We start from the raw sequence: 22,290 nt of genomic DNA on the forward strand, positions 1-22,290 counted from the left end.
GGCCTTATCAGGCGTCAGGCGTTAGCCGTTAGCCGTCAGCCGTCAGCCGTCACTCCGGGAGTCGCGTCGGATCGTTCCTGTCGTGTCGCGCGTGGCCGGCCGAGAACGTCGGTGGCGCCTTGGGCGTGTTGCGGGCCGCCGGGTCGATCCCCTCGGGGCCGTCGAACATCGTCGCGCGGATGCGCTCGCGCTCGCCGGGCTTCATGCCCCCGAGGTCGGCGAACAGCCGCAGTCCGAGGAAGCTCCACAGCATGCCCTGGCCGCCGAAGAAGTACGCGATTGGCAGCCCGATCAGGATCGAGACGATCACCACGCTGGCTCGACTCGCCTGCCAGGCGATTCCCGTTTCCAGCCACGCCGGGGAGCGCACGGGCGCGACGACCGTGTCGAGGATGGCGGCCAGCAGCAGACCGCCGACCATGGGCCGCGCCCGGGCCATCATCGTGTCGAGCAGGTCGTCTGGCGGGCTGAGCCCAAGGGCCACGCCCGCGAACCCGACGCCCCAGACGAGGCCGACCAGAATCATCAGCAGCGCGCCCGGCACGCTGCGCCGCGTCCGCTTCAGCCTGGCCCTCACTTCCGGCTCGGCCGCGGAGGCCCGCCAGGCGATGGCGAGGCGCACGCCGAGCAGGGCGAGCGCAATCGCGGTCTCCGCCACGAAGAGGAGCACGGCGATGCCGTAGTGCTCGCCCTGGACGAGGGCGGCCGACGGGAACACGAACGCCACGATGCTCCACAGGCCCCGTCCTGCGCCGAACCGGGCCAACAGGCTCCCGAGCGGCCCCGCCATCAGTTCAGCCTCCCGCCACGCTCGAACCACTGCTTCCGCGCGCCCTCGCGAGCGTTGCCGAACATCGCGTTGAGGTCCATCAGCAGGCGCCCGACCACGAACAGGCCGACCATCCCGAGCAACGATCCGGTGATGGCGAACAACCCGTAGCCGAACATGATCACGGGGTGCAGGAGGATCACGCGATTCATCTGCATGGCCACCGACGATTGCAGCCACTCCGCGCTGCGCACCGGCGCGACCAGCGAGTCGACGATGGCGCTCAGGAGCAGCACGAGGGCGATCCACTGGCCGCGCCCGATGACCTCGGCCTGGACGGTCCGCCATGGCGTGCCGGGGTCGCCGAGCAGGGCCGCCATCCACAGGAACGGCGCTCCGATGATGCCGACGGCGACGACGGCGCCCGCCAGGTTGCGCGCCTTGCGCAGGGCCCACCGCTGCCGCTCCTGGTCGCGCGTCTCGGTTGGCCCCGCTCGCCGGCGCGCGCCGACGAGGGCGATGCCGGTACGCATCCACAGCAGGGCCGACGCGAGCACCGCTTCCACGAGGTAGAGGAGGATGGCGAGGGTCGGGCGGTGGTCGTCGACCACCGCGACGGACGGGAACCCGATGGCGGCCGCCGAGCGCAGGGACCAGCCGAACCAGGCGGCCCCGGGCAGGGCCGTCAGCAGCGCACGTGGCATGTCCTTGGAGACAACGCGTGACCCAGCGCGGCCGAACGAGCGGGGCGGCGACGCCCACGCCGGTCACGGCTGGCCGAGCAGTGGCCAGGGCGCGTGGTGGACCGCACGGAACGACGAAGGGCGCGTCGTGTCGACGCGCCCTTCTGCTGGCCGGAGGCCGGACTCGCCGCGCGCCCTGAGGCGCCATCGGCGAGCCTGTAACGATGAAGGCCGGACTACTCGGCCTTCTTGGCCGACTTGCGAGCGCGCTTGGGCTTGTCCTCGCCCTCGGTCGCGCCCTCTTCCTGCAGCTTCTTCACTGCGGCCCTGGCGCGCCCGCGGATGCCCTTCGGCTCCTCGGCGGCCTCGGCCTTCGGGGCGTCGGCATTCGGGTCGTACTCGCTGCCGACGAGCTCGATCTGGGCGACCTCCGCGGCGTCGCCGCGACGATGGCCGAGCTTGAGCAGGCGGGTGTAGCCGCCCGGACGCTCCGCGAAGCGCGGCGCGATCGAGTCGAACAGCTTGGTGACGATCTTCTTGTCGGCGACGTCGCGCGCGACGAGGCGCTCCGCGGTCATGCGGCGGATGCGCTTCTCCTCGTCGGTGCCCTGCCCCACGAGGCTGCGCTTGGCGATGGAGATGATGCGCTCGACGTACGGGCGCAGTTCCTTGGCCTTGGGCACCGTCGTCTCGATCCGCTCGTGGCGGAGGAGCGCCTGGGCCTGATTGCGCAGCAGCGCGATGCGGTGCTCGGTGACGCGCCCGAGCTTGCGGTGTGCAACAGCGTGTCTCATGGGTCTACTCGCCGCCTACTGCGGCTGCTCCACGCTCATCCCGAGGCTGAGACCCATGGTCTGGAGGATCTCCTTGATCTCGTTGAGCGACTTCCGGCCGAAGTTCTTCGTCTTCAGCAGGTCGTTCTCGGTCTTGGCCACCAGCTCCCGGATGGTCCGGATGTTGGCGTTCTTCAGGCAGTTGTACGAGCGCACCGACAGCTCGAGCTCCTCGATGCTCTTGTCGAGGTGTTCGTTGCTCTCCTCGGTGAGCGTCGCGGGCGTGGCGTCGCCGCCCTCGCCGACCACGACATCGTCGTCATCGTCGCCGCCGAAGATGAAGAGGTGATCGCGGAGCAGCTGCGCCGCGAGCTCGATGGCCTCGGTCGGCGAGATGGCGCCGCTGGTGGTCACCTCGAGCGTCAGCTTGTCGTAGTCGGTGTTCTGGCCGACGCGCGCCGACTCCACCAGGTAGTTCACCTTGCGGACGGGCGAGTGGGTCGAATCGACCGGGATCCAGCCGATGCCGAGGTCCTCGTCGAAGTTGCGGTCGGCCGACACGTAGCCACGCCCGTTCTTGAGGCGCATCTCCATGTAGAGCTTGCCGCCCTCCGACACCGTGGCGATGTGCGCATCCGGATCGAGGACCTCGACCGACTGGTCGACCTCGATGTCACGGGCGAGCACCGGCCCCGGCTTGTCGATCCGGACGTACAGCATCTTGGTCTCGTCGCCGTGCAGCTTGAACGGGACCTGCTTGAGGTTGAGGATGATGTCGGTGGCGTCCTCCACCACGCCCTCCACGGGCGAGAACTCGTGCTGGACACCCTCGATCTTCACCGCAGTGATGGCCGCGCCCTCGATGGACGACAGCAGCACCCGGCGCATCGCGTTGCCGATGGTGGTACCCCACCCGCGCTCGAACGGCTGCGCGGTGAACCGCCCGAACCGGCCGGTCTGGCTCTCGCGGTCGACGTCGAGTCGCTTCGGGCGCTGGAACCCCTTCCACAGCATCGATGTAGTCCTTTCCAGTCTGGGAACGGCGGACGGGGCCTGAAGGCCACGCCGCCCGCCAGCACGAACGCCTTGCGGCGTCGCGCGTTACTTCGAGTAGAGCTCGACGATCAGCTGCTCCTGCACGGGCAGGTTGATCTGCTCGCGCGTCGGCAGCGACACCACACGGCCGGTGCCGGCGGCCACATCGACCGACAGCCACTCCGGAATCCCGCGCCCCTTCACTTCCTCGATGGCGTGGAGGATGGCGGGGTTCTTCTCGCTCGACTGCCGAATGCTCACCACGTCGCCCTGGCGCAGCTGGTAGGACGGGATGTCCACCTTCTTGCCGTTGACGAGGAAGTGCCCGTGCTTGACGAGCTGCCGGGCCTGCGGCCGCGAGGTCGCGAACCCGAGGCGATAGATGGCGTTGTCGAGCCGACGCTCGAGCAACTGCAGGAGCGTCTCGCCCGTGATGCCGCGCTGACGATCGGCGGCCTCGAAGTAGCGGCGGAACTGGTTCTCCAGGACGCCGTAGGTGCGCTTGACCTTCTGCTTCTCGCGCAGCTGCAGGCCGTAGCCGAGCATCTTGGCCTTGCGAGCCTTGCCGTGCTGCCCCGGCGGGAGGTTGCGCTTCTCGATGGCGCACTTCTCCGTGTAGCAGCGCTCTCCCTTGAGGAAGAGCTTCATGCCCTCACGCCGGCACAGGCGGCAGACGGGTCCGATGTATCGAGCCATGTAACTCTCGTGTCCTTCTCACGACGCGCGCCGGAGCGCGCGGAACAGCACGCCGTGGGCGTGCCCTCCCTTTTTGTGCGACCGTGGTCGCCCTGCGACGCGCTAGACGCGACGCTTCTTGGGCGGCCGGCAGCCGTTGTGCGGAATCGGCGTGACGTCGCGGATGGTCTTCACGTCCAGCCCGACGTTTGAAAGAGCGCGGACGGCCGATTCACGACCCGCACCCGGTCCCTTGACGCGCACCTCGACGGTGCGCATGCCCACGGCCTTGGCGGCCGTACCGGCATTCATCGCCGCCTGCGTGGCGGCGAACGGCGTGCCCTTGCGCGACCCCTTGAAGCCGATCGCCCCGGCACTGGACCACGACACGACGTTGCCCTCGGCGTCGGTGATCGTCACCAGCGTGTTGTTGAACGAGGCCTGGATGTGGGCCACGCCGCTGTGGACGACCTTCTTCTCGCCGCGCTTCTTGAAGACCTTCTTGCGGCCGGCTGTCTTCTTCTCGTCTGCCATGTCCTACACCGTCTTCTTCTTGGCGATCGCGCCCTTGCGCGGGCCCTTCCGGGTGCGCGCGTTGGTCTTGGTGCGCTGGCCGCGCACCGGCAGGCTGCGACGGTGCCGCAGGCCGCGATAGCAGCCGATCTCCATCAGGCGCTTGATGTTGAGCGAGATCTCCTTGCGGAGATCGCCCTCGACGCCGCCCACGTCCTCGATGACCTTCGAGATCGACCGGACATCCTCTTCCGTCAGGTCCTTGACCCGCACGTCCGGGCTCACGCCCGAGGCCTTCAGGATGTCACCGGAGCGCTTCCGCCCGATGCCGAAGATGTAGGTCAGCCCGATCTCGACGCGCTTGGTACGCGGAAGATCCACACCTGCGATACGTGCCATGCCCTATCCCTGCCGCTGCTTGTGCTTCTGGTTGTCGCAAATCACCCGCACGACACCGCGTCGCCGGACGATCTTGCACTTCACGCAAATGCGCTTCACCGATGCTCTGACCTTCATGTCTCTCGCTCTCGGCCGGCCCGGAAGCCGGCCCTACCTGCCGTCGTCGTCGTTCTGCCGGCGGCCCCCTGGCTCGAGCCGTCCGATGATCCGGCCGCGCGTGACGTCCAACGGCGACACCCGCACAACCACCCGATCCCCCACCAGGATCCGCACGAAGTTGCGGCGGATGTCCCCGGTGCCATGCGCCGTGATCACGTGCCCCGAGTCGAGGCTGACGCGATAGAGCGCCTGCGGCAACTGCTCGATGACCGTGCCGCGCAGTCCTTCACCCATGACCGGACAATTCGAAACTCGACGTGCGAATCTCCAATTGCGCCATCAGCGGCCGGCCGAGACCGGCGCCGGCCGCAGCGTCAGGATCTCCACCCCATCGGCCGTCACCGCCACCGTGTGCTCGAAGTGCGCCGACAGCTTCTCGTCCACCGTGATGGCCGTCCAGCCGTCCGACAACACCCGCACCCCGGGCTTGCCCACGTTCACCATCGGCTCGATCGCGAGGACCATGCCCTCGGCCAGCCGCGGTCCGCGTCCGCCCGGACCGTAGTTCGGGATCTGCGGCTCCTCGTGGAGCCTGGTCCCGATGCCGTGCCCCACGAACTCGCGCACGACCGTGAAGCCCTGGGCCTCCACGTACTCCTGCACGGCCTGCCCGATGTCGGACACCCGCGCCCCCGGCTTCACCGCGTCGATGCCCCGGTAGAGCGAGGCCTCCGTCACGTCCAGCAGGCGCTGCGACTCGGCGCTGATGGCCCCGACCCCCACCGTCACCGCCGAGTCGCCGTAATACCCGTCGAGCTTCACCCCCATGTCGATCGAGAGGATGTCGCCCTCCACCAGCGTCGTCGACGGCGAGGGGATCCCGTGGACCACCTCGTGGTTGCGCGACGCGCAGATGGTCGCGGGAAACCCGCGATAGCCCTTGAACGCCGGCTGCGCCCCCGCCTCACGGACCAGCCGCTCGGCCTCGGCGTCGATCTCGGCCGTCGTCACCCCCGCCACCACCATCGCGCGGAGCGCCTCGAGGATCCGCGCCACCAGCTGGTTGGACGCCCGGAGCTTGACCAGCTCGTCCGCCGACCGGCACGTAATCACCGCGGCTCTCCCTGGGCCACGCTCATCGCCGACGCGAGCGCCCCCTGCATCGCCACCGCGACGGCGTCGGGCGACTGGTTGCCGTCGATCGTGAAGAACGTCGGACGCGACCGGTAGTAGTGCACCAGCGGCGCCGTCTGGTCCTCGTAGATCTGCAGGCGGTTGCGCACCACCTGCTCGTCATCGTCGGCCCGGGTCACCAGCGCGCCCCCACAGGTGGCACACACGCCCAGGTCCGGCTTGGTGGGATCGGCGTTGGTCCCGCACGTGCCGCAGACCCGGCGCGCATGCAGCCGGCCGACCAGCACTTCCACCGGCACCACGATGTGCAGCACGGTGAGCGGCGACCGCCCCGCCATCATCCCGTCCAGCGCTTCGGCCTGTCCGACCGTGCGCGGAAAACCATCAAGGATAAAACCGAATGCCACGTCTTGTCGAGAGAGACGTTCCTCGACGATGGCAATGGCCACCTCGTCGCTGACGAGATGGCCCTGATCGATGCGCGCCTTGGCCTCGAGTCCGAGCGCCGTCCCGGCCGCCGCCGACTCCCGCAGGATGTCGCCCGTCGAGACCTTCGGCACGCCGTAATGGCGGGCGAGCCGGCTGGCCTGGGTCCCCTTGCCGGCCCCCGGAGGGCCGAGCATGACCACGTTCAATCCAGGTCGAGCCAACGGGCGGCCTACCCTCTCCGTCCGCGAATGCGGGTCTTCTTCATGAACCCGTCGTAGTGGCGCATGATGAGCTGCGACTCGAGCTGCTGCACCGTGTCCATCGCCACGCCGACCACGATCAGCAGCGAGGTGCCCCCGAAGAAGAACGTGACGCCCAGGCCGTTGGTGAACCACCCCGGGAGCGCCGCGTCGAGCGTCTCGCCGATGAACGGAATCGGCGCCACCTTGAAGCCGCTGATCAGGAACTCCGGCAGCAGCGCGACCGCCGCCAGGTACAGCGCGCCGACCAGCGTGATGCGCGTCAGGATCAGGTCGATGTACTCGGCCGTCCGCTTGCCCGGACGGATGCCGGGCACGAAGCCGCCGTACTTGCGCATGTTCTCCGCCACGTCGTCGGGGTTGAAGACGATCGCGGTGTAGAAGTACGCAAAGAAGATGATCATCACCACCTGCAGCAGGTTGTAGAGCGGCATGCCCCACGCGAGCTGCTGCGCGACCCGCTGCACCCAGCTCTCCGGCGGGAACATCCCGGCGATCGTCGCCGGGAAGGCCAGCAGCGAGGAGGCGAAGATCACCGGCATCACCCCGCCCGTGTTCACCTTCAGCGGGATGTGCGTGCTCGAGCCGCCGTACATGCGCCGGCCGACGACGCGCTTGGCGTAGTGCACCGTCACCCGCCGGTGCGCGCGCTCCACGTAGACGATCGCCGCCACCACCGACACCATCACCAGGAGCAACAGCGCAAGCCGCAGCAGGCCGATCTCGCCGGTCTTCAGCTGGTCGAGCGTCGTCATCACCGCGCGCGGCAGCCCGACGACGATGCCCGAGTAGATGATGAGCGACATGCCGTTGCCGACGCCGCGCTCGGTGATCTGCTCGCCCAGCCACATCACGAACACCGACCCGGTGGTGAGCGTGAGAACGGTCATCAGGCGGAAGCCCCAGCCCGGGTCGTAGACCAGCGGCAGGCCGCCGGCGACGTTGGTCTGGCGCTCGAGGAAGATCGCGATGCTGAGCGCCTGGATCACCGACAGCAGGATCGTCCCGTAGCGGGTGTACTGCGTGATCTTGCGGCGACCGAGTTCGCCCTCCTTGGAAATCCGCTCGAGGGTCGGCCACACCACCGTCAGCAGCTGCAGGATGATCGACGCACTGATGTACGGCATCACGCCGAGTGCGAAGATCGTCACGCGCGACAGGTTGCCGCCCGAGAACAGGTCGTAGAGGCCGAACATCGTGTTGCGCGCCTGCTCGGCCAGCAACGCCAGCGCCTCGGTGTTCACACCGGGCGTCGGGATGTGGTGGCCGATGCGGAACACGCCGAGCAACCCCAGCGTGAACAGCACCCGGAGCCGGAGCTCCGGGACGGCGAAGATGTTCCTCAAGCTATCCATCGGTCTTCTCGATGCTCGCCGGCCTTCGGCCTTGGGCCTCGGGCCTTCGTTGGTCGCGATGCGGTCCGGCCGCGAGGGCGGTCGAGTGGACCGCCCTGACGGGGCCGTCGTTCAGCGTTCGGCGTTACAGGGTTTCTGCCGAGCCGCCAGCCGCCTGGATCTTCTGGGCGGCGGCGCCGCTGAACTTGTGCGCCCTGACCGTCAGCTTCTTGGTGATCTCACCGCGGCCGAGCACCTTGATCTTCTGGGTGCCCTGCGCGAGGCCCTGTCCGTGGAGCACGTCGGGCGTGACCTCGGTCCCGGCCTCGAACAGCTTCTCGAGCTGATCGAGGTTGATCACCGCATAGTCGCTGCGGAAGATGTTGGTGAAACCACGCTTGGGCAGCCGCCGGTGGAGCGGCATCTGGCCGCCCTCGAACCCGCGCTTGCGCTTGAAGCCCGAGCGCGACTTCGCACCCTTGTGGCCGCGGCCGGCCGTCTTGCCATTGCCGGAGCCCTGGCCGCGCCCGACGCGCTTGGTGGCGTGGGTGGCGCCGTCTGCCGGCTTGAGATCGCTCAAATCCATAGTGAGATCCTGTCGGCCGTGGGCCATGGGCCCTGGGCCTTCGTGATTCAACATCCAGTCTGCGGGCGACCGCTTCGCCGCGGCGGTCGTGCACAGGCTCGAAGGCCGACGGCCCAGGGCCCGCGGCCAGCTCCGTTCAGGGCGCGTTCGACGAACGCGCCTGGTCTACTCGACGGTCACCATGTGGCGGATCTTCTGGATCATGCCGCGCATCGCGGGGTGGTCCAGCACTTCCACCGTGTGACCGATCTTGCGCAGGCCCAGACCCTTGACGATCTCGCCCTGCTTCTTGTCGTAACCGATCGTGCTGCGCACGAGCGTCACCTTCAGGGTCTTGCCCTTGGGTGCCGCCGGCGCGGCCGGCTTCTGTCGACGGGTGGTTTCCGGCATCACGTCCTCAGGCGTTGACCAGTTCTTCGGTCGTCTTGCCGCGCAGGCGGGCGATCGCGGCCGGGTCCTTCAGGCCCTTCAGGCCGGCGAAGGTGGCGCGCACGACGTTGTGCGGGTTGGCCGACCCGAGCGACTTGGTCAGCACGTTCTGGATGCCCGCGGCCTCGACCACCGCGCGCACCGCGCCACCGGCAATGATGCCGGTGCCGTCGGGGGCGGGCTTGAGCAGCACGCGGCCGGCGCCGAAGCGTCCGGTCACCTCGTGCGGCACCGTCGTGCCCTTCAGCGGCACGCGGATGAGCGACTTCTTGGCGGCCTCGATGCCCTTCTTGATGGCCGAGGGCACTTCCTTGGCCTTGCCCATGCCGAAGCCGACGTGGCCGGCGTTGTCGCCGACGATGACCAGGGCGCTGAAGGACAGGTTCTTGCCGCCCTTGACCACCTTGGTGACGCGGTTGATGGACACGACGGTGTCCTTCAGCTCGAGCTGGCTCGCGTCGATGCGATCGCGGAATTCGTACATGTCAGTCCTCAGAACTCGAGGCCGGCTTCGCGCGCGGCTTCGGCGACGGCGCGCACGCGCCCGTGGTACAGGAACCCGCCGCGATCGAACACGACACGGGTGATGCCCTTCTCCTTCAGCCGCTCGGCGAGGATCCGGCCCACCGCCGCTGCGCCCTTGACGTTGCCGGCACTGGCGCCGTCCGACAGCTGGTCCTTCACGGCCGCCTCGGTGGTGCTCGCCGACGCCACGGTCGTGCCGCTGGCATCGTCGATGGCCTGCACGTAGATGTGGGCCACGCTGCGGAACACGGCGAGGCGCGGACGAGCGGCGTCACCGGCCAGCTTCTTGCGCAGACGCAGGCGGATGCGCTCGCGGCGGTCCTTCTTGGTTTCGATCTTCACGGCAGCTTCTCCGCTTCAGGCGCGCGTTACTTCGCGCCGGCCTTGCCGGCCTTCTTCTTGAGCACTTCGCCGGTGAACCGGACACCCTTCTGCTTGTAGGGGTCCGGCTTGCGCAGCGACCGCATGTTGGCGGCCACCTGGCCGACCAGCTGCTTGTCGATGCCGGTCACCGTCACGTGGGTCTGCTTCTCGATGGCCACGTCGATGCCCGTCGGCAGCGGGAAGACCACCGGGTGCGAGTACCCGAGCGCGAAGTGCACGTCGCGCCCCTTCACCTCGGCGCGGTAGCCGACGCCGACGATGTCGAGCTCGCGCTTGAAGCCCTCGGACACGCCCTGCACGGCGTTGGCCACCAGCGTGCGCCCCAGGCCGTGGAACTTGCGCTGCTCGCGCGCCTCGCCGACGCTCGCGACGATCTGGCCGTCCTCGAGCGCCACGGTGACGCCCGGCGGCAGCGGCTGCGACAGCTGGCCCTTCGGCCCCTTCACCTCGACCAGGCCGTCCTTCAGCGTGACCTGCACACCCTTGGGGACGGGGATCGGCTTCTTGCCAATTCGAGACATGTTCCTCAGTCCTTACCAGACGTTGCAGAGCACTTCGCCGCCGACGCCCGCCTTGCTGGCCTCGCGACCCGTCATCACGCCCTGCGACGTGGTGAGGATCGAGGTGCCGAGCCCGCCGAGCACCGTGGGCACCGCCTCGCGGCCGAAGTAGACGCGGCGGCCGGGACGGCTGACGCGCTCGAGGCCGGAGATCACGCGCTCACCGCGCGGCCCGTACTTGAGGGCGATCCGCACCACCTTCTGGGGCGAGGCGGGGGTCGTCGGGTTGTCGATCAGCTTGAAGCCGCCGATGTACCCCTCGGCTTCCAGGATCCGGGCGATTTCGAGCTTCAGCTTCGACGCGGGCACGTCGACGCGCGTGTGGCGCGCCTGCACGGCATTGCGAATCCGCGTGAGCATGTCGGCAATCGGGTCAGTCATACCTGTTCCTTCGTGGGCCGGGCGCGGCGCGGGTCATGCGACCCCGCGGCCTGCGCACCACGGCAGCGCGGTTCCCGGCGGCTCCTGCCGTCGCGGGCCTGCGCTCCCGGCCCTGTGTGGCTTACCAGCTGCTCTTGGTCACACCCGCGACCTCGCCACGCAGGGCGAGCTCACGGAAACAGAGACGGCACAGGGCGAACTTCCGGAGGTACGCCCGGGGACGGCCGCACCGCTTGCAGCGGTTGCGCGCGCGCACCTGGAACTTGTGCGCCTTCTCTTCCTTGGCAATCTTCGCAGTCGTCGCCATGTATCAGCTCTGCCTGAACGGGAAACCGAGGAGCTGCAGGAGGCGGCGCGACTCCTCGTCGGTCTTGGCCGTGGTCACCACGGTGATGTTCATGCCGCGCGGCTTGTCCACGCGCATGTAGTCGATTTCCGGGAAGAGCAGCTGGTCCTTCAGCCCGAGCGTGTAGTTGCCACGCCCGTCGAAGCCCTTCGTCGGGATGCCCCGGAAGTCGCGCACCCGCGGCAGCGACATCGCGATCAGGCGGTCGAGGAAGTCGTACATCCGGTCGCCGCGCAGCGTCACCATCGTGCCGATCGGCATGCCCTGGCGGACGCGGAACTGGGCGATCGACTTCTTGGCGCGCGTGATCACCGGCTTCTGGCCGGCGATCCGCTGCAGCTCGTCGGCCGCGACGTCGACGATCTTCGCGTTCGAGGTGGCCTCGCCGAGCCCGAGGTTGATCACGACCTTCGTGATCTTCGGGATCGCCATCACGTTGGCGTACCCGAACTCCTTCTGCAGCGCGGACGCCACTTCACTGCTGTAGCGCTCCTTCAGCCGGCTCATTTGTCGATCACTCCGCCGTCCTTGCGTCGGCTGACACGGACCTTGCGGCCATCGCTCTCGAGGCGCATGCCCACGCGGGTGCGCTTGCCCGAGGCCGGGTCCACCAGCATCACGTTGGAGGCGTGGATGGCCGCCTCCTGCTCCACGATGCCGCCCTGCACCTGCTTCTGGGGGTTCGGCTTCGTGTGCCGCTTGACGAGGTTCACACCCTCGACCACCACCCGGTTGCGCTCGGCATCCACCAGGGTCACCCGTCCACGCTTGCCGCGATCCTTGCCGGCAATGACGATGACCTCGTCGTTCTTGCGAATCCGCTTCAAGCCAGCCATTGCCTACAGCACCTCGGGCGCGAGCGAGATGATCTTCATGAACTTCCGCTCGCGGAGCTCACGCGCCACCGGCCCGAACACGCGGGTCCCGATCGGCTCGCCGTCGTCCTTGACCAGGACCGCGGCGTTGCGGTCGAAGCGGATGTAGCTGCCGTCCTTGCGGCGCTGTTCCTTGCGCGTCCGCACGATGACCGCCTTCACCACCTGGCCCTTCTTCACGTTGCCGTCCGGCGCCGCTTCCTTCACCGACGCCGTCACGATGTCCCCGAGCCGCGCATAGCGCCCCGTCGACCCGCCGATCGGGTTGATCACGGAGATCTTCCGCGCGCCGGAGTTGTCGGCCACGTCCAGGATCGATCGCATCTGAATCATGGCGTTCTCCTAGATGACCTTCGCCTGCTCGACGATGCGCGTGACCACGAACCGCTTGCGGCGGCTCAGCGGACGGCTCTCGACGATCGCGACCGTGTCGCCGACCTTCGCGGTGTTGGCCTCGTCGTGCGCCATGAACCGCGACGTCTTGCGCTGGCCCTTGCCGTACACGTCGTGGCGCACCTGACGCGTCACGGCGACGACGACTCCCTTGTCCATCTTGTCGCTCACGACGCGACCGACGATTTCTGCCTTGGCTGCCATAGCTCGCTTCCTGATCCCGACGGCCTAGCGGCCGGCCTTCTGCCGCAGCACCGTCTTCACCCGCGCCAGGTCCCGGCGCAGCGCCCGGATCTGGAGCGGACGATCGAGCTGCCCCATCGCCTTGCGGATCCGCAGGGTGAACAGTTCCTTGTCCAGCTCCGAGGCGCGCTGCTGCAGCTGCTCGACGCCGAGGTCCTTGAACTCCGCCACCTTCGCCATCACGCCTGCTCCTGCGCGAACCGCGTCGCGAACTTGGTGTGGATCGGCAGCTTGGCCGCCGCCAGCTCCATCGCGCGCTTGGCCGTCGCCTCGTCCACCCCTTCCATCTCGAACAGGATGCGACCCGGCTTGATCACGCACACCCAGGCTTCCGGCGCGCCCTTGCCCTTACCCATGCGGGTTTCCTGCGGCTTCTTGGTGATCGGCTTGTCCGGGAACACCCGGATCCAGATCTTCCCGCCGCGCTTGATGAAGCGGGTCATCGCGATACGCGCCGCCTCGATCTGTCGCGCGGTCAGCCAGCACGGCTCGAGCGCCTTCAGCCCGTAGTCACCGAAGCTGACGTCGGACCCGCGCCAGGCCTTGCCTGTCATGCGCCCGCGCTGCTGCTTGCGGTACTTGACCTTCTTGGGCATCAACATGGCGATTCGTTCCTATCCCCGACCACCCGCGGCACGCCGCGGCGACCGGTACTGTTCCTCCTCGCGGCCGAACTTCGGCACGAGGCGCTCCCCCTGGAACAGCCACACCTTCACGCCGATCGCGCCGTACGTCGTGCGCGCCTCGGCAAAGCCGTAGTCGATGTCGGCACGCAGCGTCTGCAGCGGCAGCTGGCCGTGCAGGTACCACTCCGACCGTGCGATCTCGGCGCCGTTGAGCCGGCCCGACACGCGCACCTTGATGCCGCGCGCTCCGAACCGCAGGGCCGACTCCACCGCCTTGCGCATCGCGCGACGGAAGGCGATGCGCTTCTCGAGCTGCATGGCCACCGATTCGGCGATCAGCTGCGCGTCGAGCTCCGGCTTCTGGATCTCCTGGATGTTGATGAACACCTCGCGGTTGGTGCGCTTCTGCACCTGCGCCTTGAGCTTGTCCACCTCCGCACCCTTGCGACCGATGATGATGCCCGGCCGGCTGGTGTGGATGTCGATCTTCAGCTTGTTGGCCGCCCGCTCGATCTCCACCTTGGACACACCCGCGTGCGCGAACCGCTTCTTCAGGTCGTCGCGCAGACGGAGATCCTCGTGGAGCAGCTTCGCGTAGTCCTTGTCGGCAAACCAGCGCGAGCGCCAGGTCTTGTTGAACCCGAGCCGGAACCCGTAGGGATGAACCTTCTGGCCCATGCGTCTCTCGTCCTATTCCTGAGTACTGGCGCCCGCGGTCTTGCGCGCGCGCGGCTTGGTGGGGGCCTGCGGGGCCCGGCGGCGCACCGGCCGCTCCGCCACCTGCACCGTGAGGTGCGCCGTGCGCTTCACGACGCGGAAGGCGCGGCCCATCGGGGCCGGGCGCACGCGCTTGAACGAGGTGCCCTGGTCGGCGTAGGCCGCCGACACGTAGAGCCGCTCGACGTCGCCGCCGAACCCCTCGGCCTGCTGCGCGTTGGCGATGGCCGACTTGAGCAGGGTGTGGATGGTCTTGGCCACGCCCTTGGTGGAGAACTTGAGCGTCGCCAGCGCGCCGGTCACGTCCTTGCCACGGATCAGGTCCAGCACCAGCCCGGCCTTCTGGGCCGAGGTGCGGACGCTCTTGGAGGTCGCTGTCGCTTGCACCATGGTGGTCTCCCTACTTCCCGGCCTTCTCGGCCTTGAGGGGATGCCCCTTGAACGAGCGCGTCGCCGCGAACTCGCCCAGCTTGTGGCCGACCATGTTCTCGGTGACGTACACCGGCACGAACTTCTTGCCGTTGTGCACCGCGAGGGTGTGCCCGATCATCTCGGGAATCACCGTCGAGCGCCGCGACCAGGTCTTGACGACCTTCTTCTCGTTGGCAGCGTTCATCGCCTCGATCTTCTCGAGGAGCGGCGTGTCGATGAACGGGCCCTTCTTCAGCGATCTGCTCATGGTTCCGGCCTACTTCTGCCTGCGCGTGACGATGAACGCGTCGGTCGCCTTGCGGTTGCGCGTCTTGTAGCCCTTGGTCGGCACGCCCCACGGCGTCACCGGGTGACGGCCGCCCGAGGTCTTGCCCTCGCCGCCGCCGAGCGGGTGGTCCACCGGGTTCATGGCCACGCCGCGCACGTGCGGGCGCTTGCCCAGCCACCGGCTCCGGCCCGCCTTGCCGATCGACACGTTCTCGTGATCGACGTTGCCCACCTGGCCCACCGTCGCGTAGCACTCCATGTTGACGAGGCGCACTTCGCTCGACGGCATCCGGAGCGTCGCGTACTCGCCTTCCTTGGCCACCACCTGCACCGCGGCCCCGGCGCTGCGCGCCATCTGGCCGCCCTTGCCGGGGCGGAGCTCCACGTTGTGCACCACCGTGCCCAGCGGGATGTTCTTCAGCGGCAGCGCGTTGCCCGGCAGGATGTCGGCCGTGGCGCCCGCCACGATCGAATCGCCCACCTTCAACCCGACCGGATGCAGGATGTAGCGCTTCTCGCCGTCGGCGTAGGTCACCAGCGCGATGCGCGCCGACCGGTTCGGGTCGTACTCGATGGTCGACACCTTCGCCGGGATGTCCCGCTTGTCGCGGCGGAAGTCGATGATGCGATAGGTGCGCTTGTGCCCACCGCCACGCCACCACGACGTGAGCTCACCCTGGTTGTTGCGCCCGCCCGACTTCTTCAGCGGCTCGGTGAGCGGCTTGTACGGCTCGGTGGACGTGATCTCGTCGAAGGTCTGCACCGTCTGGAAACGGCGCCCCGCCGACGTCGGCTTGTACGTGCGAACTGGCATGGGAGTCGTCCTCGCTTACGCGATCTCCAGGATCTCGGGCACCTTCTGGTCGGCCTGCAGGCGAACGTAGGCCTTCTTCCAGTCGCTGCGGCGACCCACGAACCGGCCCTGCCGCTTCAGCTTGCCCCGCACCGCCGCGGTGCGCACGTCGGCCACCTTGGCGCCGAACAGCTGCTCGACGGCGTTCTTGATCTCCACCTTGGTGGCGTCCACGTGCACCTCGAAGGCGAGCACGTTGCCCAGCTCGCGCTGGAGCGTGCTCTTCTCGGTCACGAGCGGCCGGCGGATGACGTCGGTGAGTTTCATGGTTCCTCGTCGATGACCCGGGGCTCGCGCCTCAGGCCAGCGCCTCCTGCAGGCGCGTCAGCGCAGCCTGGCTGGCGATGACCTTCGCGCAGTCCATCACGTCGCGCGCGGTCACCCGGTTGGCCTGCACGAGCTTCACGCCCGCCAGGTTGCGCGTCGACAGCACCAGCGCGTCGGCCGGCGCCACGTCGATCACGAGCGTCTTGCGGGTGTGGCCCAGCCCCTTGAGCAGCCGCGCCGCCTCGCGCGTCTTCGGCTCGCTCACCGCCAGCGCGTCCACCACGACCACCTGGCCGTCGCGCAGCTTGGCCGCCAGGGCATCGCGCAGCGCGCCCCTGGCCATCTTCTTGGGGAAGGCGTAGCCGTAGTCGCGGGGCTGCGGGCCGAGCGTCGTGCCGCCCTTGCGCCAGATCGGGTTGCGCACGTCGCTCACGCGAGCGCGTCCGGTGCCCTTCTGCTTCCACAGCTTCCGACCCGAGCCGGCCACCTCGCCGCGCGTCTTGGTCGCATGCGTGCCACGGCGCTCCTCGGCCTGCTCGTGCCTGACGGCTTCCCAGATCAGGTCCGTGCGCACGCGGTTGCCGAACACCTCGTCACGCAGGTCGAGCGCGCCGACCTTCTGGTTGCTGGTGTTGACGACGTCGAGCTGCATTTACTTCTTCCCCTTCTTCGTCTCGACCTGCGGCACGCGCACCGGCTTGGCCTTGCGGGCCTTCCGGATCAGGACGATGCCGTTGCGCGGTCCGGGCACGGCGCCCTTGATCAGCAGGAGGTGGTTGTCGCCGTCCACCCGCACGATCTTCAGGTTGTGCACCGTCACGCGGTCGTAGCCCATGTGCCCGGCCGCGCGCATCCCCTTGACCACGCGCGACGGGTACGACGAGGCACCGATCGAGCCGGGGGCGCGGTGGAACATCGAGCCGTGCGTCGCCGCGCCGCCGCCGAAGCCGTGGCGCTTGACCACGCCCTGGAAGCCGTGGCCGCGCGAGGTGCCGATCACGTCCACCACCTCGCCGTCGGCGAACAGCGCGCTGGCGAGGACCTCGCTGCCGGCGGTCACGCCGTCACCCGAGATGCCCACCTCGCGCCGCACGCGCGTCGGGGGAACGTTGGCCTTCGCGTAGTGCCCCTGCAGGCCGCGGCTCACCTTGGCCGGCTTGTCCTCGACCAGGCCGATCTGCGCCGCGGCGTAGCCGTCGGTCTGGGCCGTCTTGGTCTGGACCACCACGCAGGGGCCGGCCTTGATCACGGTGACCGGAGTCACGACGCCGTCAGCGCCGAACACCTGCGTCATCCCGATCTTCTTGCCGATGATTCCCGTCACCATCGTTGCGTTCTCACCTTCGGGGTCCGTCCACCGCGGCCGTGCCTGCGCCGCGGTACGCCAACCCCATCGTTGTGGGCCGGGCTCCCAGGAGCCGGCCCTACCAATCTCGCCGGTCCGGAGCGACGGCTACTTGCCGTGTTCCTTGCCGAACGCCTTGATCTCGACGTCCACGCCCGCCGGGAGGTCCAGCTTCATCAGCGCGTCCACCGTCTGCGGCGTCGGCTCGAAGATGTCCACCAGGCGCTTGTGCGTCCGGATCTCGAACTGCTCGCGCGACTTCTTGTCCACGTGCGGCGAACGCAGCACCGTCCACTTGTTCTTCTCGGTGGGCAGCGGCACCGGACCCGCCAGCCGGGCCCCCGTGCGACGCGCCGTGTCCACGATCTCCGTGGTGGACTGATCGAGCACCCGGGCGTCGTACGCCTTGAGGCGGATGCGGATCTTTTCGCCAAATCCAGACATGTGCGTATCTTTCGTGATGGCTTCGGGCTCAGGGCTCAGGGCTCAGGGAGCGTCCTGGCACTGCCGGCGCAGGCCGACCCGGAATGCCTTCCGAGCCGTGAGCCGTGCGCCTCGAGCCGTCCTGTTACTGCAAAATCTCGGTGATCGTGCCCGCGCCCACCGTGCGGCCACCCTCGCGGATGGCGAACCGCAGGCCCTTCTCCAGCGCCACCGGCCCGATGAGCTCGATCTCCATCGTCACGTTGTCGCCCGGCATCACCATCTCGACGCCCTCGGGCAGCTTGGCCACGCCCGTCACGTCCGTCGTCCGGATGTAGAACTGCGGACGATAGCCGTTGAAGAACGGCGTGTGCCGGCCGCCCTCTTCCTTCGTGAGGACGTAGACCTCGCCCTTGAACTTGGTGTGCGGCGTGATCGACCCCGGCTTGGCCAGCACCTGCCCACGCTCCACGGCTTCCTTGTCGATGCCGCGCAGCAGCGCCCCGATGTTGTCGCCCGCCTGGCCCTCGTCGAGCAGCTTCTTGAACATCTCGACGCCGGTCACCACCGTCTTGCGCGTCGGGCCGAAGCCGACAATCTCGATTTCCTCGCCGACCTTCACCTTGCCACGCTCGACACGCCCGGTCACCACCGTGCCTCGGCCCGAGATCGAGAACACGTCCTCGACCGGCATCAGGAACGGCTTGTCGATCTGGCGCTCCGGCAGCGGGACGTAGTTGTCGACCGCCTCCATGAGGTTGTCGATCGTCTTCTCCCACTCCGGGTCGCCCTCGAGCGCCTTGAGCGCCGAGCCGCGCACGATCGGGATCTCGTCACCGGGGAACCCGTAGCTCGAGAGCAGCTCGCGCACCTCGAGCTCCACCAGGTCCAGCAGCTCCGGATCGTCGACCGCGTCCACCTTGTTCAGGAACACCACCAGGTACGGCACGCCCACCTGCCGCGCCAGCAGGATGTGCTCGCGCGTCTGCGGCATCGGGCCGTCGGTGGCCGCCACGACCAGGATGCCGCCGTCCATCTGCGCGGCGCCCGTGATCATGTTCTTCACGTAGTCGGCGTGCCCCGGGCAGTCGACGTGCGCGTAGTGCCGGTTGGCCGTCTCGTACTCCACGTGCGCCGTCGCGATCGTGATGCCGCGCTCCCGCTCTTCCGGCGCGTTGTCGATCGAGTCGAACGACCGGAACGCCACCTTCGGGTTGTGCTTGCTCAGCACCTTGGTGATCGCTGCCGTCGTCGTCGTCTTGCCGTGGTCGATGTGGCCGATCGTCCCGATGTTGACGTGCGGCTTCGAACGATCGAACTTCTCTTTGGCCATTGCGCCTGATCTCCGGTTCTACGCTGCTGCTTCAAGTCCGGCCGGACCCGGGAGCCGGCCCTGCCGCAGCAGGGCCACGTTCCCGAACCCGTCCCTACTGCTTGGTGCCCTGCATGCGGGCGATGACTTCCTCGGCGACGTGGTTGGGCGCCTGCTCGTACCGGTCGAAGTGCATCGAGTACGTGGCGCGGCCCTGGGTGCGCGACCGCAGGTCGGTCGCGTAGCCGAACATCTCCGACAGCGGCACGCGCGAGCTCACGATCTGCGTCCCGCCGAGGTCTTCCTGCGACTGGATGTGGCCGCGGCGGCTCGAGATGTCGCCCATGATGTCGCCCATGAACTCCTTGGGCACCACCACCTCGACGCGCATCACGGGTTCGAGCAGCACCGGCCGCGCCTTCTTGGCCGCGTCCTTGAACGCCATCGAGCCGGCGATCTTGAACGCCATTTCGTTCGAGTCCACGTCGTGGTACGAGCCGTCGTACAGCTCGATGCCGACGTCGTCGATCGGGAAGCCGGCAAGGACGCCCGTCGTCAGGGCTTCCTTGATGCCCTCGTCGATCGGCTTGATGAATTCCTTCGGGATCACGCCGCCGACGATCTTGTTCTCGAACAGGTAGCCTTCGCCCGGCTGGCGCGGCACGAGGCGGATCTTGGCGTGGCCGTACTGGCCGCGACCACCCGTCTGGCGGACGTACCGGCCCTCGCCCTCGGCCGCCATCGTCAGCGTTTCCTTGTAGGCGACCTGCGGCTTGCCGGTGTTGGCCTCGACGTTGAACTCGCGCTTCAGGCGGTCGACGATGATCTCGAGGTGCAGCTCGCCCATGCCCGAGATCACGGTCTGGCCGGTCTGCGTGTCGGTCTTGACCCGGAACGTCGGGTCCTCGGCCATCAGCTTGCCGAGACCGACACCCAGCTTCTCCTGGTCGCTCTTGCTCTTCGGCTCGATGGCCAGCGAGATCACCGGCTCGGGGAAGTCCATCGACTCGAGGATGACCGGGGACTTCTCGTCGCAGATGGTGTCGCCGGTCATGACCGACTTCAGGCCCACCGCGGCGGCGATGTCGCCCGCGTAGACTTCCTTGATTTCCTCACGCTTGTTGGCGTGCATCTTCAGCAGGCGGCCGATGCGCTCGGTCTTGCCCTTGGTGCTGTTGAGCACCGAGGAGCCCGAGGTCATCACGCCCGAGTACACGCGGATGAACGTGAGCTGGCCGACGAACGGGTCGGTCATGATCTTGAACGCCAGGGCCGAGAACGGCGCCTTGTCGTCGGCCGGGCGCTCGAGCACCGACTCGGCGTTGTCGACCGCGATGCCCTTGATCGACGGGATGTCGACCGGCGAGGGCAGGAAGTCCACGACGGCGTCGAGCAGCGGCTGCACGCCCTTGTTCTTGAAGGCCGAGCCGCACAGGACCGGCACGAAGGGCGCCTCGGACCGCTGGTGCACCGACTCGTTGACGCGCTTGCGCAGCGCCGCCCGAATCTCGGCCTCGGTGAGCTCCTCGCCGCCCAGGTACTTCTCGAGCAGCGTGTCGTCGGACTCGCTGGCCTTCTCGAGCAGCTGCTCGCGGTACATCGCGGCCTGCTCCTGGAGGTCGGCCGGGATGTCCTCGAGCACGTAGTCGGCGCCCATCGTCTCGTCCTTGTAGACGACGGCCTTCATCCGGATCACGTCGACGATGCCGCGGAAGCGGTCCTCGGACCCGATCGGGAAGGCGAGCACGCAGGGGTTGCCCTGCAGGCGCGACTTGATCTGCTCCACCGTGCGCTCGAAGTTGGCGCCGATGCGGTCCATCTTGTTGATGAAGCAGATGCGCGGCACGTGGTACTTGTCGGCCTGCCGCCACACCGTCTCGGTCTGCGACTCGACGCCGGCCACCGAGTCGAACACCGCGACGGCGCCGTCGAGCACGCGCAGCGAACGCTCGACCTCGGCCGTGAAGTCGACGTGGCCGGGCGTGTCGATGATGTTGATGCGGTGCTCACGCCAGAAGCAGGTCGTGGCCGCCGACGTGATCGTGATGCCCCGCTCCTGCTCCTGCTCCATCCAGTCCATCGTCGCGGTGCCTTCGTGCACCTCGCCGATCTTGTAGGTGATGCCGGTGTAGAAGAGGATGCGCTCGGTCGTGGTCGTCTTGCCGGCATCGATGTGGGCCATGATGCCGATGTTGCGCGTACGACTGAGAGGTACCTGGCGAGCCATTGTTCGAATACTCGAAAATTAGAAGTGCAATTCTGAAATCTTGAAATTCTGACATTTCAGAATTTCACCACCTGCTACCAGCGGTAGTGGGCGAACGCCTTGTTCGCCTCGGCCATGCGATGCGTGTCCTCACGCTTCTTCACGGCCCCGCCGCGCATGTTGCTGGCATCGAGCAACTCGTTGGCCAGCTTCTCTTCCATCGTCTTGCCGTCGCCACGCGAGCGGGCATACCCGACGAGCCAGCGGATGGCCAGCGAGAGGCGACGGTTGACGTTCACCTCGATCGGCACCTGGTAGTTGGAGCCGCCGACGCGCCGCGACTTCACCTCGAGGCTCGGCTTCGTGTTGTCGATGGCCTTCTTGAAGACCTTGAGGGGCTCCTCGCCGGTCTTCTCCTGGATCATCTCGAAGCTCTTGTAGAGAATCCGCTCCGCGGTGCTCCGCTTGCCGTCACTCATCACCGAGCCGATGAACTTGGTGACCAGCGTGCTGTTGTAGAGCGGGTCGGGCGTGACCTCGCGCTTGGCAATCTCTCGTCTGCGTGGCATCTGACTTCAGCTCCTGCTACGACTTGGGCCGCTTGGCGCCGTACTTGGACCGGCCCTGCCGGCGGTTCGCGACGCCCGTGGCGTCCAGCGTGCCCCGCACGACGTGATAGCGGACACCCGGGAGGTCCTTCACGCGGCCACCGCGAATGAGCACCAGCGAGTGCTCCTGCAGGTTGTGGCCGACGCCCGGGATGTAGGTCGTCACCTCGATCTTGTTCGTCAGCCGCACGCGCGCCACCTTGCGGAGCGCCGAGTTCGGCTTCTTGGGCGTCTGGGTGAACACGCGGACACAGACGCCCCGCTTCTGCGGGCTCTCCTGCAGCGCAGGGCTCTTCGTCTTGTCGATGACCGCCTCGCGGCCCTTGCGAACAAGCTGACTGATGGTCGGCACAGTGACTCCACCTGCACGCGCGCGTCGCTCGAGACGACAGACACGCTTCCGGGCACG

37 protein-coding genes are annotated in these 22,290 nt (G+C 67.9%); all 37 read right to left on the reverse strand.

Going from position 1 to position 22,290, the window contains the following annotated elements; genetic code table 11:
* Window positions 1-49: 49 nt before the first annotated feature.
* Entirely contained in the window at window positions 50-790 is a 741-nt protein-coding gene (locus TBR22_RS18900; RefSeq protein WP_239489398.1) for a hypothetical protein, read from the reverse strand.
* Window positions 790-1,473: a DUF6498-containing protein gene (locus tag TBR22_RS18905; protein ID WP_239489399.1), complete on the reverse strand. Its 684-nt coding sequence runs from the start codon at window positions 1,471-1,473 to the stop codon at window positions 790-792. Before TBR22_RS18905 ends, TBR22_RS18900 begins: the two co-directional genes overlap by 1 nt.
* A 215-nt stretch (window positions 1,474-1,688) precedes the next feature.
* Complete coding sequence (gene rplQ, locus TBR22_RS18910) at window positions 1,689-2,246, reverse strand: 50S ribosomal protein L17 (protein WP_370651357.1); 558 nt, start codon at window positions 2,244-2,246, stop codon at window positions 1,689-1,691.
* 15 nt (window positions 2,247-2,261) lie between these two features.
* Entirely contained in the window at window positions 2,262-3,239 is a 978-nt protein-coding gene (locus TBR22_RS18915) for a DNA-directed RNA polymerase subunit alpha (RefSeq protein ID WP_239489400.1), read from the reverse strand.
* A gap of 87 nt (window positions 3,240-3,326) precedes the next feature.
* Window positions 3,327-3,956: a 30S ribosomal protein S4 gene (gene rpsD, locus TBR22_RS18920; RefSeq protein WP_239489401.1), complete on the reverse strand. Its 630-nt coding sequence runs from the start codon at window positions 3,954-3,956 to the stop codon at window positions 3,327-3,329.
* A gap of 102 nt (window positions 3,957-4,058) precedes the next feature.
* Window positions 4,059-4,469, reverse strand: a complete 411-nt coding sequence (rpsK, locus tag TBR22_RS18925) for a 30S ribosomal protein S11 (RefSeq protein ID WP_239489402.1) — start codon at window positions 4,467-4,469, stop codon at window positions 4,059-4,061.
* A 3-nt stretch (window positions 4,470-4,472) separates the two neighbouring features.
* Window positions 4,473-4,847: a 30S ribosomal protein S13 gene (gene rpsM, locus TBR22_RS18930; protein ID WP_239489403.1), complete on the reverse strand. Its 375-nt coding sequence runs from the start codon at window positions 4,845-4,847 to the stop codon at window positions 4,473-4,475.
* A gap of 3 nt (window positions 4,848-4,850) precedes the next feature.
* Window positions 4,851-4,964, reverse strand: coding sequence for a 50S ribosomal protein L36 (gene rpmJ / locus TBR22_RS18935; protein ID WP_110173142.1), 114 nt, complete (start codon window positions 4,962-4,964; stop codon window positions 4,851-4,853).
* Between the two features lie 33 nt (window positions 4,965-4,997).
* Entirely contained in the window at window positions 4,998-5,240 is a 243-nt protein-coding gene (gene infA / locus TBR22_RS18940) for a translation initiation factor IF-1 (RefSeq protein WP_239489404.1), read from the reverse strand.
* A 45-nt stretch (window positions 5,241-5,285) separates the two neighbouring features.
* A complete protein-coding gene (map, locus tag TBR22_RS18945) occupies window positions 5,286-6,059 on the reverse strand; it encodes a type I methionyl aminopeptidase (protein ID WP_239489405.1) in 774 nt (257 codons plus the stop codon).
* Window positions 6,056-6,703, reverse strand: coding sequence for an adenylate kinase (locus tag TBR22_RS18950; RefSeq protein WP_239489406.1), 648 nt, complete (start codon window positions 6,701-6,703; stop codon window positions 6,056-6,058). The genes map and TBR22_RS18950 overlap by 4 nt, the downstream gene beginning before the upstream one ends.
* 35 nt (window positions 6,704-6,738) lie before the next feature.
* On the reverse strand, window positions 6,739-8,124 hold the full coding sequence (gene secY, locus TBR22_RS18955) for a preprotein translocase subunit SecY (RefSeq protein ID WP_239489407.1): 1,386 nt from the start codon (window positions 8,122-8,124) through the stop codon (window positions 6,739-6,741).
* Window positions 8,125-8,248: 124 nt separating this feature from the next.
* Window positions 8,249-8,689 carry a 50S ribosomal protein L15 gene (rplO, locus tag TBR22_RS18960; RefSeq protein ID WP_239489408.1) on the reverse strand — a complete coding sequence of 147 codons (441 nt, stop codon included), beginning with the start codon at window positions 8,687-8,689 and terminating at the stop codon, window positions 8,249-8,251.
* Between the two features lie 165 nt (window positions 8,690-8,854).
* Window positions 8,855-9,079, reverse strand: coding sequence for a 50S ribosomal protein L30 (gene rpmD, locus TBR22_RS18965; protein ID WP_370651358.1), 225 nt, complete (start codon window positions 9,077-9,079; stop codon window positions 8,855-8,857).
* Window positions 9,080-9,086: 7 nt separating this feature from the next.
* The gene (gene rpsE, locus TBR22_RS18970; protein WP_239489409.1) at window positions 9,087-9,602 is read right to left on the reverse strand and encodes a 30S ribosomal protein S5; all 516 of its coding nucleotides are present in this window, start codon (window positions 9,600-9,602) and stop codon (window positions 9,087-9,089) included.
* An 8-nt stretch (window positions 9,603-9,610) separates the two neighbouring features.
* A complete protein-coding gene (gene rplR, locus TBR22_RS18975; protein WP_239493508.1) occupies window positions 9,611-9,979 on the reverse strand; it encodes a 50S ribosomal protein L18 in 369 nt (122 codons plus the stop codon).
* Window positions 9,980-10,011: 32 nt separating this feature from the next.
* Window positions 10,012-10,548, reverse strand: a complete 537-nt coding sequence (rplF, locus tag TBR22_RS18980) for a 50S ribosomal protein L6 (RefSeq protein ID WP_239489410.1) — start codon at window positions 10,546-10,548, stop codon at window positions 10,012-10,014.
* Between the two features lie 12 nt (window positions 10,549-10,560).
* Window positions 10,561-10,968 carry a 30S ribosomal protein S8 gene (gene rpsH / locus TBR22_RS18985; RefSeq protein WP_239489411.1) on the reverse strand — a complete coding sequence of 136 codons (408 nt, stop codon included), beginning with the start codon at window positions 10,966-10,968 and terminating at the stop codon, window positions 10,561-10,563.
* 121 nt (window positions 10,969-11,089) lie between these two features.
* Entirely contained in the window at window positions 11,090-11,275 is a 186-nt protein-coding gene (locus TBR22_RS18990) for a type Z 30S ribosomal protein S14 (protein ID WP_239489412.1), read from the reverse strand.
* A 3-nt stretch (window positions 11,276-11,278) separates the two neighbouring features.
* A complete protein-coding gene (gene rplE, locus TBR22_RS18995) occupies window positions 11,279-11,821 on the reverse strand; it encodes a 50S ribosomal protein L5 (protein ID WP_239489413.1) in 543 nt (180 codons plus the stop codon).
* Complete coding sequence (gene rplX, locus TBR22_RS19000; protein ID WP_239489414.1) at window positions 11,818-12,150, reverse strand: 50S ribosomal protein L24; 333 nt, start codon at window positions 12,148-12,150, stop codon at window positions 11,818-11,820. Before rplX ends, rplE begins: the two co-directional genes overlap by 4 nt.
* A gap of 3 nt (window positions 12,151-12,153) precedes the next feature.
* Window positions 12,154-12,522, reverse strand: a complete 369-nt coding sequence (gene rplN, locus TBR22_RS19005) for a 50S ribosomal protein L14 (protein ID WP_110173153.1) — start codon at window positions 12,520-12,522, stop codon at window positions 12,154-12,156.
* 9 nt (window positions 12,523-12,531) lie between these two features.
* Window positions 12,532-12,786: a 30S ribosomal protein S17 gene (gene rpsQ / locus TBR22_RS19010; RefSeq protein ID WP_239489415.1), complete on the reverse strand. Its 255-nt coding sequence runs from the start codon at window positions 12,784-12,786 to the stop codon at window positions 12,532-12,534.
* A gap of 24 nt (window positions 12,787-12,810) precedes the next feature.
* Window positions 12,811-13,005 (reverse strand): 50S ribosomal protein L29, encoded by a 195-nt coding sequence (gene rpmC, locus TBR22_RS19015; RefSeq protein ID WP_239489416.1) that lies wholly within the window; start codon window positions 13,003-13,005, stop codon window positions 12,811-12,813.
* Entirely contained in the window at window positions 13,005-13,427 is a 423-nt protein-coding gene (gene rplP / locus TBR22_RS19020) for a 50S ribosomal protein L16 (RefSeq protein ID WP_239489417.1), read from the reverse strand. Before rplP ends, rpmC begins: the two co-directional genes overlap by 1 nt.
* Before the next feature lie 12 nt (window positions 13,428-13,439).
* Complete coding sequence (gene rpsC, locus TBR22_RS19025) at window positions 13,440-14,129, reverse strand: 30S ribosomal protein S3 (protein WP_239489418.1); 690 nt, start codon at window positions 14,127-14,129, stop codon at window positions 13,440-13,442.
* 12 nt (window positions 14,130-14,141) lie between these two features.
* The gene (gene rplV / locus TBR22_RS19030; RefSeq protein WP_370651359.1) at window positions 14,142-14,558 is read right to left on the reverse strand and encodes a 50S ribosomal protein L22; all 417 of its coding nucleotides are present in this window, start codon (window positions 14,556-14,558) and stop codon (window positions 14,142-14,144) included.
* A gap of 10 nt (window positions 14,559-14,568) precedes the next feature.
* On the reverse strand, window positions 14,569-14,847 hold the full coding sequence (gene rpsS / locus TBR22_RS19035) for a 30S ribosomal protein S19 (protein ID WP_239489419.1): 279 nt from the start codon (window positions 14,845-14,847) through the stop codon (window positions 14,569-14,571).
* Window positions 14,848-14,856: 9 nt separating this feature from the next.
* A complete protein-coding gene (rplB, locus tag TBR22_RS19040; RefSeq protein ID WP_239489420.1) occupies window positions 14,857-15,681 on the reverse strand; it encodes a 50S ribosomal protein L2 in 825 nt (274 codons plus the stop codon).
* 15 nt (window positions 15,682-15,696) lie between these two features.
* Window positions 15,697-15,987 carry a 50S ribosomal protein L23 gene (locus TBR22_RS19045; RefSeq protein ID WP_239489421.1) on the reverse strand — a complete coding sequence of 97 codons (291 nt, stop codon included), beginning with the start codon at window positions 15,985-15,987 and terminating at the stop codon, window positions 15,697-15,699.
* A 31-nt stretch (window positions 15,988-16,018) separates the two neighbouring features.
* Window positions 16,019-16,639: a 50S ribosomal protein L4 gene (rplD, locus tag TBR22_RS19050; protein ID WP_239489422.1), complete on the reverse strand. Its 621-nt coding sequence runs from the start codon at window positions 16,637-16,639 to the stop codon at window positions 16,019-16,021.
* On the reverse strand, window positions 16,640-17,314 hold the full coding sequence (gene rplC / locus TBR22_RS19055; RefSeq protein WP_239489423.1) for a 50S ribosomal protein L3: 675 nt from the start codon (window positions 17,312-17,314) through the stop codon (window positions 16,640-16,642).
* 126 nt (window positions 17,315-17,440) lie between these two features.
* A complete protein-coding gene (rpsJ, locus tag TBR22_RS19060) occupies window positions 17,441-17,776 on the reverse strand; it encodes a 30S ribosomal protein S10 (protein ID WP_110173163.1) in 336 nt (111 codons plus the stop codon).
* Between the two features lie 124 nt (window positions 17,777-17,900).
* A complete protein-coding gene (tuf, locus tag TBR22_RS19065) occupies window positions 17,901-19,088 on the reverse strand; it encodes an elongation factor Tu (protein WP_239489424.1) in 1,188 nt (395 codons plus the stop codon).
* A 94-nt stretch (window positions 19,089-19,182) separates the two neighbouring features.
* Complete coding sequence (fusA, locus tag TBR22_RS19070) at window positions 19,183-21,294, reverse strand: elongation factor G (protein ID WP_239489425.1); 2,112 nt, start codon at window positions 21,292-21,294, stop codon at window positions 19,183-19,185.
* A 74-nt stretch (window positions 21,295-21,368) separates the two neighbouring features.
* Window positions 21,369-21,842, reverse strand: a complete 474-nt coding sequence (gene rpsG, locus TBR22_RS19075) for a 30S ribosomal protein S7 (protein WP_239489426.1) — start codon at window positions 21,840-21,842, stop codon at window positions 21,369-21,371.
* A gap of 16 nt (window positions 21,843-21,858) precedes the next feature.
* Window positions 21,859-22,233, reverse strand: coding sequence for a 30S ribosomal protein S12 (gene rpsL / locus TBR22_RS19080; RefSeq protein ID WP_110173167.1), 375 nt, complete (start codon window positions 22,231-22,233; stop codon window positions 21,859-21,861).
* Window positions 22,234-22,290: the final 57 nt, after the last annotated feature.

It is taken from the genome of Luteitalea sp. TBR-22 (genome assembly GCF_016865485.1).
Classification (GTDB): domain Bacteria; phylum Acidobacteriota; class Vicinamibacteria; order Vicinamibacterales; family Vicinamibacteraceae; genus Luteitalea.

What these genes read in the sequence shown, in the direction of transcription:
- TBR22_RS18900 (WP_239489398.1), bottom strand. Translation starts at nt 790, where the DNA reads ATGGCGGGGCCGCTCGGGAGCCTGTTGGCCCGGTTCGGCGCAGGACGG.
- TBR22_RS18905 (WP_239489399.1), bottom strand. Translation starts at nt 1,473, where the DNA reads ATGCCACGTGCGCTGCTGACGGCCCTGCCCGGGGCCGCCTGGTTCGGC.
- rplQ (WP_370651357.1), bottom strand. Translation starts at nt 2,246, where the DNA reads ATGAGACACGCTGTTGCACACCGCAAGCTCGGGCGCGTCACCGAGCAC.
- TBR22_RS18915 (WP_239489400.1), bottom strand. Translation starts at nt 3,239, where the DNA reads ATGCTGTGGAAGGGGTTCCAGCGCCCGAAGCGACTCGACGTCGACCGC.
- rpsD (WP_239489401.1), bottom strand. Translation starts at nt 3,956, where the DNA reads ATGGCTCGATACATCGGACCCGTCTGCCGCCTGTGCCGGCGTGAGGGC.
- rpsK (WP_239489402.1), bottom strand. Translation starts at nt 4,469, where the DNA reads ATGGCAGACGAGAAGAAGACAGCCGGCCGCAAGAAGGTCTTCAAGAAG.
- rpsM (WP_239489403.1), bottom strand. Translation starts at nt 4,847, where the DNA reads ATGGCACGTATCGCAGGTGTGGATCTTCCGCGTACCAAGCGCGTCGAG.
- rpmJ (WP_110173142.1), bottom strand. Translation starts at nt 4,964, where the DNA reads ATGAAGGTCAGAGCATCGGTGAAGCGCATTTGCGTGAAGTGCAAGATC.
- infA (WP_239489404.1), bottom strand. Translation starts at nt 5,240, where the DNA reads ATGGGTGAAGGACTGCGCGGCACGGTCATCGAGCAGTTGCCGCAGGCG.
- TBR22_RS18950 (WP_239489406.1), bottom strand. Translation starts at nt 6,703, where the DNA reads ATGCTCGGCCCTCCGGGGGCCGGCAAGGGGACCCAGGCCAGCCGGCTC.
- secY (WP_239489407.1), bottom strand. Translation starts at nt 8,124, where the DNA reads ATGGATAGCTTGAGGAACATCTTCGCCGTCCCGGAGCTCCGGCTCCGG.
- rplO (WP_239489408.1), bottom strand. Translation starts at nt 8,689, where the DNA reads ATGGATTTGAGCGATCTCAAGCCGGCAGACGGCGCCACCCACGCCACC.
- rpmD (WP_370651358.1), bottom strand. Translation starts at nt 9,079, where the DNA reads ATGCCGGAAACCACCCGTCGACAGAAGCCGGCCGCGCCGGCGGCACCC.
- rpsE (WP_239489409.1), bottom strand. Translation starts at nt 9,602, where the DNA reads ATGTACGAATTCCGCGATCGCATCGACGCGAGCCAGCTCGAGCTGAAG.
- rplF (WP_239489410.1), bottom strand. Translation starts at nt 10,548, where the DNA reads ATGTCTCGAATTGGCAAGAAGCCGATCCCCGTCCCCAAGGGTGTGCAG.
- rpsH (WP_239489411.1), bottom strand. Translation starts at nt 10,968, where the DNA reads ATGACTGACCCGATTGCCGACATGCTCACGCGGATTCGCAATGCCGTG.
- TBR22_RS18990 (WP_239489412.1), bottom strand. Translation starts at nt 11,275, where the DNA reads ATGGCGACGACTGCGAAGATTGCCAAGGAAGAGAAGGCGCACAAGTTC.
- rplE (WP_239489413.1), bottom strand. Translation starts at nt 11,821, where the DNA reads ATGAGCCGGCTGAAGGAGCGCTACAGCAGTGAAGTGGCGTCCGCGCTG.
- rplX (WP_239489414.1), bottom strand. Translation starts at nt 12,150, where the DNA reads ATGGCTGGCTTGAAGCGGATTCGCAAGAACGACGAGGTCATCGTCATT.
- rplN (WP_110173153.1), bottom strand. Translation starts at nt 12,522, where the DNA reads ATGATTCAGATGCGATCGATCCTGGACGTGGCCGACAACTCCGGCGCG.
- rpsQ (WP_239489415.1), bottom strand. Translation starts at nt 12,786, where the DNA reads ATGGCAGCCAAGGCAGAAATCGTCGGTCGCGTCGTGAGCGACAAGATG.
- rpmC (WP_239489416.1), bottom strand. Translation starts at nt 13,005, where the DNA reads ATGGCGAAGGTGGCGGAGTTCAAGGACCTCGGCGTCGAGCAGCTGCAG.
- rplP (WP_239489417.1), bottom strand. Translation starts at nt 13,427, where the DNA reads ATGTTGATGCCCAAGAAGGTCAAGTACCGCAAGCAGCAGCGCGGGCGC.
- rpsC (WP_239489418.1), bottom strand. Translation starts at nt 14,129, where the DNA reads ATGGGCCAGAAGGTTCATCCCTACGGGTTCCGGCTCGGGTTCAACAAG.
- rplV (WP_370651359.1), bottom strand. Translation starts at nt 14,558, where the DNA reads ATGGTGCAAGCGACAGCGACCTCCAAGAGCGTCCGCACCTCGGCCCAG.
- rpsS (WP_239489419.1), bottom strand. Translation starts at nt 14,847, where the DNA reads ATGAGCAGATCGCTGAAGAAGGGCCCGTTCATCGACACGCCGCTCCTC.
- rplB (WP_239489420.1), bottom strand. Translation starts at nt 15,681, where the DNA reads ATGCCAGTTCGCACGTACAAGCCGACGTCGGCGGGGCGCCGTTTCCAG.
- TBR22_RS19045 (WP_239489421.1), bottom strand. Translation starts at nt 15,987, where the DNA reads ATGAAACTCACCGACGTCATCCGCCGGCCGCTCGTGACCGAGAAGAGC.
- rplD (WP_239489422.1), bottom strand. Translation starts at nt 16,639, where the DNA reads ATGCAGCTCGACGTCGTCAACACCAGCAACCAGAAGGTCGGCGCGCTC.
- rplC (WP_239489423.1), bottom strand. Translation starts at nt 17,314, where the DNA reads ATGGTGACGGGAATCATCGGCAAGAAGATCGGGATGACGCAGGTGTTC.
- rpsJ (WP_110173163.1), bottom strand. Translation starts at nt 17,776, where the DNA reads ATGTCTGGATTTGGCGAAAAGATCCGCATCCGCCTCAAGGCGTACGAC.
- tuf (WP_239489424.1), bottom strand. Translation starts at nt 19,088, where the DNA reads ATGGCCAAAGAGAAGTTCGATCGTTCGAAGCCGCACGTCAACATCGGG.
- fusA (WP_239489425.1), bottom strand. Translation starts at nt 21,294, where the DNA reads ATGGCTCGCCAGGTACCTCTCAGTCGTACGCGCAACATCGGCATCATG.
- rpsG (WP_239489426.1), bottom strand. Translation starts at nt 21,842, where the DNA reads ATGCCACGCAGACGAGAGATTGCCAAGCGCGAGGTCACGCCCGACCCG.